Annotated in this window: 8 protein-coding genes; all 8 read right to left on the reverse strand. The window is 66.2% G+C overall.

Annotation, left to right across the window (positions count from 1 at the left end; all coding sequences use genetic code 11):
* Positions 1–154: 154 nt before the first annotated feature.
* Positions 155–2230: a cation-translocating P-type ATPase gene (locus KF833_05020; GenBank protein ID MBX3744649.1), complete on the reverse strand. Its 2076-nt coding sequence runs from the start codon at positions 2228–2230 to the stop codon at positions 155–157.
* Positions 2231–2250: 20 nt separating this feature from the next.
* Positions 2251–3390 carry a protease modulator HflK gene (locus tag KF833_05025; GenBank protein MBX3744650.1) on the reverse strand — a complete coding sequence of 380 codons (1140 nt, stop codon included), beginning with the start codon at positions 3388–3390 and terminating at the stop codon, positions 2251–2253.
* A complete protein-coding gene (locus KF833_05030; protein MBX3744651.1) occupies positions 3387–4313 on the reverse strand; it encodes a protease modulator HflC in 927 nt (308 codons plus the stop codon). The genes KF833_05025 and KF833_05030 overlap by 4 nt, the downstream gene beginning before the upstream one ends.
* 34 nt (positions 4314–4347) lie before the next feature.
* On the reverse strand, positions 4348–6207 hold the full coding sequence (locus KF833_05035) for a protease modulator HflK (protein MBX3744652.1): 1860 nt from the start codon (positions 6205–6207) through the stop codon (positions 4348–4350).
* A gap of 1 nt (position 6208) precedes the next feature.
* Positions 6209–7360 carry an ABC transporter permease gene (locus KF833_05040; GenBank protein ID MBX3744653.1) on the reverse strand — a complete coding sequence of 384 codons (1152 nt, stop codon included), beginning with the start codon at positions 7358–7360 and terminating at the stop codon, positions 6209–6211.
* 156 nt (positions 7361–7516) lie between these two features.
* Positions 7517–7780, reverse strand: a complete 264-nt coding sequence (locus KF833_05045; protein ID MBX3744654.1) for a zinc-ribbon domain-containing protein — start codon at positions 7778–7780, stop codon at positions 7517–7519.
* Positions 7777–8547, reverse strand: a complete 771-nt coding sequence (gene kdsB, locus KF833_05050) for a 3-deoxy-manno-octulosonate cytidylyltransferase (protein ID MBX3744655.1) — start codon at positions 8545–8547, stop codon at positions 7777–7779. Before kdsB ends, KF833_05045 begins: the two co-directional genes overlap by 4 nt.
* A gap of 303 nt (positions 8548–8850) precedes the next feature.
* Positions 8851–9237 carry a hypothetical protein gene (locus KF833_05055; protein MBX3744656.1) on the reverse strand — a complete coding sequence of 129 codons (387 nt, stop codon included), beginning with the start codon at positions 9235–9237 and terminating at the stop codon, positions 8851–8853.
* Positions 9238–9767 lie beyond the last annotated feature (530 nt).

A 9767-nucleotide genomic window follows, 5' to 3' on the forward strand; every position in this document is an offset into this window, starting at 1 on the left:
CGTTCCGCAGCGAGGATCGCCATGGGTCTGGGTCCAACCCCTGGCCGGCCTCGTGGAATCTGGCCCTCCGACGACCCGCTTCGAGGGACCCATGGCATCTTCGGATGCCGGCAGACACTGGAGGCGCGACGTCACGGCTGGGGCCTCGGGTGGCTCAGGCGGTCTTCTGTTCGAGGCGGCTTTGGGAGGGGGCACCTGTTCCCTTACTGTCCGTGGAGGCCGGGCCGGCCGGTTCGGTGACGAACGGTTCGAGTTCCTCGCCCTGGCGGACGAGGCGGAAGCTGTTGAAGACCACCAGCAGGGCGCCGACCACGTGCATGATGGCGGCGAGGATGGGGTCGATGTACTTCATCGCGGCGAGCACCAGGCCGCCGATCACGAAGACCACGCCCACCATGAAGTTCTGGTTGATCACCGAACGGGTCATGCGGGAGAGCCGGACCAGGAACGGGAGCCGGCGGAGATCGTTGTTCATCAGCGCGATCGAGGCGCTGTTGATGGCCACCTCGCTGCCCGCCGCGCCCATGGCCACGCCAAGGTCCCCGGCGGCCAGGGCGGGAGCGTCGTTGACGCCGTCGCCGATCACCGCCACGCGATAGCCCTTGGCACGGATCGCCTTGACGAACTCGACCTTGTTCTGCGGGAGACACTCGCCGACGACCTCGTCACAACCGACCTCGGCACCGACCCGATGCGCGACCGGGGAACGGTCACCGCTGACCATGGCGATGCGGCGAACGCCGATGACCTTGAGCTCGCTCACGGCATCGCGGGCCTCGGCGCGGGTCTGGTCCTGGAGGCCGATCCAGCCGATGCATCGCCCGTCCACGGCGACGAAGACGAGGCTGAAACCCTCGGTCTCGTTCAGATCCACCGAGGCGAGGAAATCATCGGTCACACCGCTGTCGATGAGCCACTGGGCGCGTCCGACCAGGATCTTCTGACCGTCCACGACGGCGCTGACACCGCGTCCCGCGGTCTCGGTGAAGTCCTGCGGTTCGGACAGGGGCACGCCGGCCTCGGCGGCGAGGGAGGCGAGGGCCTTGGCGGTGGGATGGTTGCTGTACTTCTCGGCGGAGGAGGCGAGGCGGAGGAGGACGGCGGGTTTGGTGTCGCCCAGCGGGGCGAGGCGACTGACGGCGAGACGTCCGTGGGTGATGGTGCCCGTCTTGTCGAAGACGAAGGCATTGATGCGGGCCGCCAGTTCGATATTGGCGATGTTCTTCACCAGGATGCCGAGGCGGGCGGCGGCGGAAAGGGCGGCGACCATGGCGGTCGGGGTGGCGAGGATGAAGGCGCAGGGGCAGGCGACGATGAAGACCGCGATCACCCGGCTCAGGTCCTGGGTGAAGGTCCATACCAGGGCGCCGATGACCAGCACCAGCGGGGTGTAGAACCCCATGTACTGGTCCACGATCCGCATGATCGGGAGCTTGGTCTGTTCGGCGGCCAGGATGAGGGAACGGACCCGGCCGAGGGTGGTGTCCTGACCGGCGCGATTGACCTTCACCTCGAGGACGCCGGTGAGGTTCTGGGTCCCGGCGAAGACCTCGTCGCCCGACTTCTTGTCCACGGGCAGCGATTCGCCGGTGATGTTGGCCTGGTTGATCGACGTCTGGCCGGTGAGGATGATGCCGTCGGCCGAGACGTTGTCACCGGGCCGGACGCGGATGACATCGCCGATGGCGAGTTCCGAGGCGGCGACCTCTTCCTCGCCACCGTCGGAGCGGATGCGGCGGGCCTTGGTGGGGGTGAGTTTGATGAGGGACTCGATCGAGCGTCGGGCGCCATCGGCGGTGCGCGTTTCGATGATTTCGCCCATGAGCATGAAGAAGGCGACCATGCCGGCTTCGCGGTAGTTGCCGGAAGCGAAGGAGGCGATGACGGCGAGGGCGACGAGTTCGTTGGTGCTGAGGCGGCCGGCGCGGAGATCCTTGATGGCGGTGCGGACGATGGGCCAGCCGAGGATGATGGCGCCGAGCATGGCGCTGGCATCGGCGGCCATGGCGCCGCGATGGAAGAACCAGTCCACCAGGAAGGCGTTGATGACGAACAGCAGGCCGATCACCACCTGGATGAGCCGGACCTCCGAATGGGAGTGGTCGTGATCGCAGCCCGCGCCGTCGGCGTGGTCGTGATGATGGTCGTGGTGCGCGTGGTCGTGGTGCGGGTCGCCCTTCCCGTGGCGGTGGGAATCGGATTGCCGGCTGAGGAGGGAGGTGACTTGCATGGCGATGAACGGCTGGGGGATCAGAACACCGGCCCGACCTTGGTCGGCGCGACCGGTTCGCGGTTGAGATGCAGGCGCAGTTCGTCGCGCTGCCCGAGCGGCAGGTAGAACTTCTCCTGCGCATTGGTCAGGATGCGGCCGAGGCTCTGGATCCGCAACCGTTCGAGAAAGAACTCCGGGTTCTTCCGGTACTCGGGGAGCAGATTGGCGAAGGTCTGGGCCTCGGAGGACACCGATTCGACCAGGCGGGACCGGGCGGTTTCGCCGGCGTTGACGATCGCGGTGGCCTGGCCGCGGGCCTCATTGACGACCCGGTTGGCATACCCCTGGGCCTCGCTCACGCTCTTGCCGCGCTCGGCCTCGGCGGACAGCACGGCGTCGAAATTCTCCTTCACCTGGCGCGGCGGGATGGCGACGACATCGCTGGGTTCGATGGTGACGCCGAGGTCGTGGGCGACCACCAGCTCGTTGACCCGCCGCAGGACCACCTCCCGGAAACCGGCGACATTGCGGCGCAGGGCATCGTCCACATCGAACTGGGAGGCCGCATAAACGAGGGCGTTGTCCACCACGTTGGTCATCATCGCCGCGCCGTTGCGGAGGTTCAGGTAGAACTTCAGCGGCTCGGTGATGCGGTACCGCACCATGGCGCGGGCATGGATCAGGTTGCCGTCGCCGGTGATGGCGTAGCCTTCGGCCGGGTTCAGGGAAAGGCCCCCGTCCGGCACGATTCCCGCCGCCTCCATCTCGGGGGTGACAGGGTACCAACCGACGGTGGAACGAACCGTCTGGAGGCGGGCGACCGGGATTTTGACCGCCTCGTCGATGGGATAGGGGAAGGCCCAGTGAAGGCCGGGGCCCAGTTCGAGTTCGCCGCCCCGCCGGATGGGTTCCCCGAATCGGAGAAGGATGGCGCGCTCCTGGGAACCGACCGTGAAGATGCCGCTGCCCAGGAAGTAGAGGACGAGACCGGCCAGCAGGATGCGGACGATGACGAAGCTGCTGCGCAGCGCCTCGGAAAGGGCGACGGTGCCGGAATCCTCGGGGACATCCGGTTGAGGAGCCGGGGTGGGGGCGGACCCGGAGGGCACCTCGTGGCGGTGCGGGTGATCACCGTGCCGGTGGTCCGGTCCGTGGGTGTGGGGATGGTCCGGCTTCATGGGCTGGTGCGAACCGCGAAGGGAGGCTGGACTTCGTCCGGCTGCTGGGGGTTGAGGAGGAGATCGAACGGGGGCGTCCGGGGATCGACGACCAGGGTGGCCCGTTCCTTGAGGGTGGCCTCGAGGGAATTGAGCTTGAGGAACAGGATCGCCAGGTTGGGATTCTGCTGGAACACCGAGAAGGACCGGGCGGCTTCCGCCTCGCCCTCGCCGCGAATGCGGGTTGCCTGGGCATCCGCCTGGGCGAGGAGCTTGTCGCGCTCCAGGTCGGCAGCGGAGCGGATCTTGATGGCTTCCTCCTCGCCTTCGGCCTTGAGGCGTTCGACCTCCTTGGTGCGTTCGGCGCGCATGCGGTCGAAGACCTTTTCCGTGACGCTCTCCGGGAGGCCGATGCGTTTGATGCGGGCAATCTCCACCTCGATGCCCTGGGGTTCGGCGTCCTTGCGAACGGCGGCGAGAATCTCGGCCTCGATCTGGTCGAAGCGCAGGTCATCGGGATTGACCGAGATGAAGCGGGCGAAGGAATGGCGGCCCACGGCGGCGTTCTTGGCGGTGCGCAGGATGTTTTCGAGGCTGCGTTCGGCCTCGGCGAGCGAGCCCTCGGCGAAGCGGGTGTAGAAAAGGGCCGGATCCCCGATGCGCCAGCCGGCAAACACCAGGATCAGGAGGTTGCGGTTGTCGCCGGTGAGGGTCTCCTCGAACTTGCCCTCGAAGGCCTGGAGACGCTTGTCGAGCTTGGTGACCTTCTGGATCGGCCAGGGGAGCTTCAGGTAGAGGCCGGGGTCCGTGATCGGCCGGGTGGCCTTGCCGAAGGTGGTGACCACGGCGACCTCGGTCTGCCGCACCTGGAACAGGAACAGCAGGAGCACGAACAGGGCGAGCAGCAGGCTGCCGATGACAAGGTTGATGCGACTGGTCTTCATGGAGAATGGGGACGGGCGGAAGGAACGGGACGGATCACTGACGGGGTTCGACCACGACATCGAGGAGGTCGGGGCGGGTCTTGTCCTCGAGGTTCAGATTGACGATCTGCTGCGCGTTGGTGGCGGTCAGCACGATCTTGCGGGCGTTGGCGGCGCCCTGGGCGAGGGTGTTGAGGTAGGCCCGCTGGGCATAGACCAGCGGGGACTCGGTGAAGGCCTTCACCTGGTTCGTGAACTGCGCGGCCTGCGCCTGGGTGGCGGCCACCACCCGCGTCCGGTGCGCCTCGGCCCGTCGGATCCGGTTGGTCGCCTCGGCCCGGGCGAGGATGACGTTGGTGAGGGCATAGGTCTGGGCCCCCTCGATGATGGTCCACTTCTCCTGCTCGGCCGCCACGACCTCATTGAAGTCCTTGCCCACAGCCACCGGCGGATGAACGTCCTGCATGCCCACAAAGAGGACTTCCACCCCGAGATCCAGCCGGTCGGCCTGCTGCTGAATCCGCGTCTTGAGGTCGGCCGCCGCCTGATCGCGCCCGACGGACATCACCTCGAAGAAGTCCACGCTCACCAGGTAGGTCACCACTTCGCGGGTGGCGATCTTTTCGAGGAGGTTGGTGGCGTTGGCATGGCGTGTGGTCCAGGCGAGGAGGTCGCGGATCTGGTACTGCACCGGGATGCTCACCGACAGGAGGTTGACGGGTGGCGCCTGATCGGCACCGCCGGGCGCCGCGTCGCGACTGGCCACCAGGAGATTGTACTCCTCGTGGTAGTGGCTGGACGTCCAGACGATGATCTTCTGCTTCTCCTTGTCGGGGTCCGGGACGATCCCGACGGTGAAGGAACGGACTTCCAGCGTCCGTTCGCGGTGGATCGAATCGATCGGCCACGGGAGCTTGAAGTGGATGCCCGGGCCCAGCACCTCCCGGCCGGCGACCGGGCGGCCGTTCCGCTCGAAGACGGCCTGTTCGCCGGCATCGATGAACACCACGCAGGTGGACAGCAGAAGGAGAGCGGCCTGGCTCAGGACAAGGTAGCCCGCCGACCGTTGGAGGAACTGGTAGAACCAGGTGTCCGAGACCTTGAATCCGAACTGGTAATCGAGCGCCTGGGCGACGGTGTGGAAGATGCCGGCGGGCTGGCCCAGCAGACCCACCAGGCGGCTTTCGTAGATCACCCGCGCGTCCTGTCGCCCCTTCAGCCGGGGCCGGTACACTTCAAGGGTCAGCCCGATCAGCGTCTCGACCGCCCCGATGCCAAGCAGGATGGCGAGTCCCCTTGCCAGCAGCAGATCCGCCCGGGGAAAGCCGGCCTCGACGGCGCCGATGCCGAGGGCGATGAGGAAGCAGATGGCGGCGCCCAGCAGCACGTAAGAGGCCCCGGGCCGAAGGAGGCGGTCGCGATCGAGCTGGGCCAGTTTCGCGCCGTACTTCCCGAAGAGCAGCAGGATGAGGGAGAACATCCCGAACATCGCCATCAGCAGCATGGATTGTTCGAGGGGCTCGACAAACTGCCGGTCCAGCCACCACCAAAGCCCGACGGCCCCCACCGCCTGGACGAGCAGCAGCAGGACCGTGGCAGCCGGGACCAGGAATCGCTCGAACTGTTCCCGGGCGCGCTGGGCGGGGAAGATCTCGGCATCGCCGGTGTCGAACAGGGTGGAACCCTTGGAGGAGCGGGCGAGTTCCTCGAGTTCGAGCTTCTCGAGACGCTCGCGCTCCTCGAGACGCATCTGGAACCAGCTCAACACGGCCACCAGGAGGCCCGCGGCGAAGAACACCATGCCCGCCTGACCGGCCAGGGACCCCCCCTGGCGCGCCAGAAGGAGACCCACCGCGCCCACCACCAGCAGGAGGATGGAATTGATCGAACCGATGCGTGCGAGGTTTCTCTGCATGTCAGGTAAGCTCCCGATCTTCAAACAACAGCAGCGCCAACGCCAGCGCCGCGGTGAGATAACACGCCATGTACAGGAAGGCCCGGACCAGATAGGGCCCGGGGATGGTCTGCGTGCCCTGCAGGGCGTCCGCCATCCAGAACAACTGCCAGTTCGGAACCACCGTGTAGGCCACCCTTGCCCACAGGGACCCGTTCAATCCGGCCGCCTTCAGCGCCTGAAGTTCCTCGGATGACAGCCCCGCCGCTTCCCCGGCGTCCAGGCGTCCGCTTCCGTTGGCATCGTGCCGGGCCACCACCTCGTGCAGCAGCCGCTTCTGAGATTCGTTCCACGGCGACGAGGTCAGCTCCTCGACGCGGGTCGAGAAGGTGCGCCAGGCCGGTTCGGCATGGCGGCCGAAGAGGTAATCGGACATCAGGCCCAGCACGAACACCGCCGAGCACACCGCCAGCGTGGGAATCAGATCGAGTCGTGTGGCGCAGGCCACCGCCAGCCCCGCCAGAATCCACAACGCGAACAGCAGCAGCAGCACCGCCGGGATCAGCCGCGGGTCCGCCCGGCCCTCGTAGCCCTCGGCGAACATGTAGCTCGTGTCCACCCAGGTGTTGATCGCCACGAACGCCACCAGCGTCGTCGCCGCCAGCGCAAAGACCGTGTCCGAAACGAACGGCCGGTTGAGGAAGAAATTGTTGAATCCGCCGATGGCGTAGGCCAAGGCCATCGCCCCGTAAAAGATCGCCAGCGCCCCCAGGTTGGGCTCGCCGTACGAGGTGAAGGCCAGCTTGCTGGCCGTCAGCGCCGCCACCAGGTTCACACCGGTCAGCAACGTCAGCGCCATCGCCACCCCGACGAACTTGGCGGTCAGAAAGCAAATCCGACCCACAGGCTTGGCCAGTACCGCCAGCGCCGTCCCCGACCGCAATTCGTGCGCCACCGAAGCCGCCGCGCCGATCACCGCCCCGAACAGTCCGGTGAGAAAAATCACCGCCAGCACGCTGTCCTTGGTCAGCTTCGGATCGTCTCCGAGCGCGAAGTAATACACGTTCGCCAGGAAAACGATGAAGGCAGCGGAAACGCTCAGGAGCACCAGAAACACCGTCTGGCGCACCAGCTCCATGAACGCGTTCGTCGCGATGGTTGCGAATTGCCGCATCGTCGATGCCGTTGGACCCAAGGGTCTCTCCCGCAATGCCGTCAACCACCCATCGGCGGCACGATCCTTACGGGAGGCGAGATGGTGGGGGCCACGGACATGGGATGGAACTGTGTTTTTTGCGGCACATCGACCCGGCGGGAAGCCGCCCGTTGGTTACAGGACCAGCCAGAAGACCAGCGCCACCAGAAGAACCACCGCCACCAGCCACCACCACCAGGGCCGCCCCGGAGGCCGTTCTCCCCCGAATTCCTCCCGCACGAAGGCCTCATGATCGAAGTCTTCCTCGGACGGCAATCCCAGCCGGTCGGCATGTGCCGCATCGGACCAGCCGGTCCGCTCGTCGGCCCCGCATTCCGGACACGCCCGGGCCCGGGCCGGGACGTCCGCGCCGCACTGGGGACAGGTCTCGGGCCTCATGAACGCTGGGCAAGGAGGGACTCGACGCGGGCGACATCCGAGGGGACGTCCACGCCCACGCTTTCGTACTCGACCCGGACCACGGCGATCGCGAGGTCATTCTCGAGGGCCCGGAGCTGCTCGAGCCGTTCGGCCGCCTCCAGCGGGGAGACCGGCCAGCGCACCAACCGAAGGATCGCCTCGCGCCGATACCCGTAGATGCCCAGGTGCCTGAGGTAGGGAAACCCCTTCAGGCGCACCTCGGCTCCCTCGGCCGCAGCGTCCCGCAGGTAGGGAATCGTTCGCCGCGAAAAATACAGGGCCCGGCCGGAGGTCGAGACCACCACCTTCACCACGTTGGGATCGTCCAGATCCCCGGGATCCCGCAACGGCGCGGCCGCAGTGGACATCTCGGACCCGGACAACGCCCCGGCCACGGCATCGATCACCGCGGGGTCAATCAACGGTTCGTCCCCTTGCACGTTCACCACCGCCTCGGCGTCCAGTCGTTCGATCACCTCGGCGATCCGGTCGGTGCCGCTCGGATGATCCGGCCGGGTCATCTCGACCCGGGCAAAGGGTCTCACCACCTCGGCGATCCGGTCGTCGTCGGTCGCCACAATCACCTCCTGGAGGCTGGTGGCCTCCCGGCACCGCTCCACAACATGCTGAACCAGCGGCTTGCCGGCGATCGGATGGAGGGCCTTGGCGGGAAACCGGATGGACGCATAGCGGGCCGGGATGACCCCGACAATGCGGCGTCCCTGCCCGGCGACGGAAGGGTTCATCGAAATCCCCCTGCCCCGGGCGGCACCTCCGTGATCAGGAACTCCCGCCCCCGGAACCGCGACGCGAATCGATTCATGGAGCCACCCTGTCGAACGGTCGACGCCCACGCAAGCCGCAGACCGGGGCGCGTCGATGCCTCTCATTCAGCCTGATGGCCCGTTGAATGCGCACCGGCGGAGTGAGCTTCTGCCCTTCGGCCGGGGCCTGATGGATCCGTCGGACCAGGTCCATCCCGTGGAGCCGCAGCCTGTGCGCCAGGTCGATAATGCTCCGGCCGCCCGCTTCCCGCGCAGGGTCTCGTCTCAGTTGAGCAGCCCGGCGAACGGCTTCCTCCCGACCCAGAGCAGATACAGCGCGAGCGCTACGATGACCAGGATCATCGGACTGAACACCCCTTCGCCGGCCGTGATGAAAATATGGAAGGCGAGGATGTTCAGGATGATGGGTCCGAGCACGAGCAGGCCGAAGTTGCGCGTCTTCGGGATCGCGACCAGGACGCCGCCGATCAGTTCGAACACCTTCACAAAGGTCAGGTAACCGGTGGGCCCGAAGGCGGCAAAAAACATTGCCGTCGGTGTACCTTCCGGCGGCGGCGGCGCCTGGACCAGATTGAACAGGATGACCACCGCCGACATGACGAACAACAAGCCGAGCACGATGCCGGCGATGACGGGCAAGAGTTTCTTCATGGCGGTTTGATTACGCGACGGTGTGTGTCAGCCGGCTTGCAGCAGCGCGAGACATGAGTTCGCCGACTCCTTTTGGATCAACCGGTCGCCACACAGCGCTCGTGAAGACCTGCACGAACGCCTCGCTCGTGTAAAGCTGGAAGCCACGGCTCAAATCGTCGCTCGTCGCGGTTCGGGGGCATTTCATCCGATTTGGCCGGACCTGGACATGACCGTGGGAAAAGGCCGATCAGGCTTGAGGGAAGGAATAAAACAATGAGACAGGTTATTTAGAATTGACTCCCAACTGCTTGATCCTTCACTTTGTCCCATCGTTGCGGTTCACCCGCACCCGTCGCTCTTACATGGCACGCTCATACCCCTCACACTCCTCCGCATGAGAACCCCGCGCATCAAGGCCGATCCGTCCCTCCCGGCGGTCTATCACTGCATGTCCCGCGTCGCCGGCCGCCTCCCTCTCCTCGACGACTCCGCCAAGAACAAACTCCTCAACATCCTCCACCACCTCGCCCGATTCTGCGACATCGACG

Source organism: Verrucomicrobiia bacterium, from assembly GCA_019634625.1.
GTDB lineage: Bacteria > Verrucomicrobiota > Verrucomicrobiia > Limisphaerales > CAIMTB01 > CAIMTB01.

Coding starts and splice junctions, on each gene's coding strand:
- KF833_05020 (MBX3744649.1), bottom strand. CDS start 2,230: ATGCAAGTCACCTCCCTCCTCAGCCGGCAATCCGATTCCCACCGCCAC.
- KF833_05025 (MBX3744650.1), bottom strand. CDS start 3,390: ATGAAGCCGGACCATCCCCACACCCACGGACCGGACCACCGGCACGGT.
- KF833_05030 (MBX3744651.1), bottom strand. CDS start 4,313: ATGAAGACCAGTCGCATCAACCTTGTCATCGGCAGCCTGCTGCTCGCC.
- KF833_05035 (MBX3744652.1), bottom strand. CDS start 6,207: ATGCAGAGAAACCTCGCACGCATCGGTTCGATCAATTCCATCCTCCTG.
- KF833_05040 (MBX3744653.1), bottom strand. CDS start 7,360: ATGCGGCAATTCGCAACCATCGCGACGAACGCGTTCATGGAGCTGGTG.
- KF833_05045 (MBX3744654.1), bottom strand. CDS start 7,780: ATGAGGCCCGAGACCTGTCCCCAGTGCGGCGCGGACGTCCCGGCCCGG.
- kdsB (MBX3744655.1), bottom strand. CDS start 8,547: ATGAACCCTTCCGTCGCCGGGCAGGGACGCCGCATTGTCGGGGTCATC.
- KF833_05055 (MBX3744656.1), bottom strand. CDS start 9,237: ATGAAGAAACTCTTGCCCGTCATCGCCGGCATCGTGCTCGGCTTGTTG.